Below are 505 nucleotides of genomic sequence, written 5' to 3' on the forward strand. Positions count from 1 at the left end.
GGCCGTCACCCAGGGCGTCCTGGGCAAAGACCAGCAGGACGCCGGCCTGGGTGACGCGCGGGCGGTGTCGGTGCAGGACGCCGACAGCACGGCCCGGACGGTGTCGGCGAAGGTGCTCTTCGCCGACGGCACCCCCGCCGCCGGTGCGTCTTCCCAGGCCGATGCGCTGGGCCGCACCCTGACCTCAACCAGCGGCGAGGTCACCGCCGTGCCCTCCTACGGCACGGGCGGCATCCCGCAGAGCACCGTCCTCACCCCGGCCGCGCCGGACACCTACCCCGGGCAGGAGTTCACCTCCGCGCTCACCCGCGACCTCGCCGGGCGTGCCACGTCCAAGACCCTCACCCAGGGCAGAGAGGGAGAAGACACCCGCACCGGCACTAAGAACGAATACGACGCCGCCGGGCGTCTTGCCTCCCAGACCGACCAGCTCGGCAACACCACCGCCTACACCTACAACAGCGACGGCCAGATCGCGGAAGCGGTCGTGGAGACCAAGGACGGC

Annotated in this window: 1 protein-coding gene; it reads left to right on the top strand. The window is 71.9% G+C overall.

Annotation, left to right across the window (positions count from 1 at the left end; genetic code table 11):
• On the top strand, positions 1-505 hold a 505-nt coding region (locus IF89_RS39585; RefSeq protein WP_043194951.1), incomplete at both ends, for an RHS repeat domain-containing protein.

Origin of the sequence: Streptomyces sp. NRRL F-2664, from assembly GCF_000719345.1 — a bacterium.
Lineage (GTDB): Bacteria > Actinomycetota > Actinomycetes > Streptomycetales > Streptomycetaceae > Streptomyces.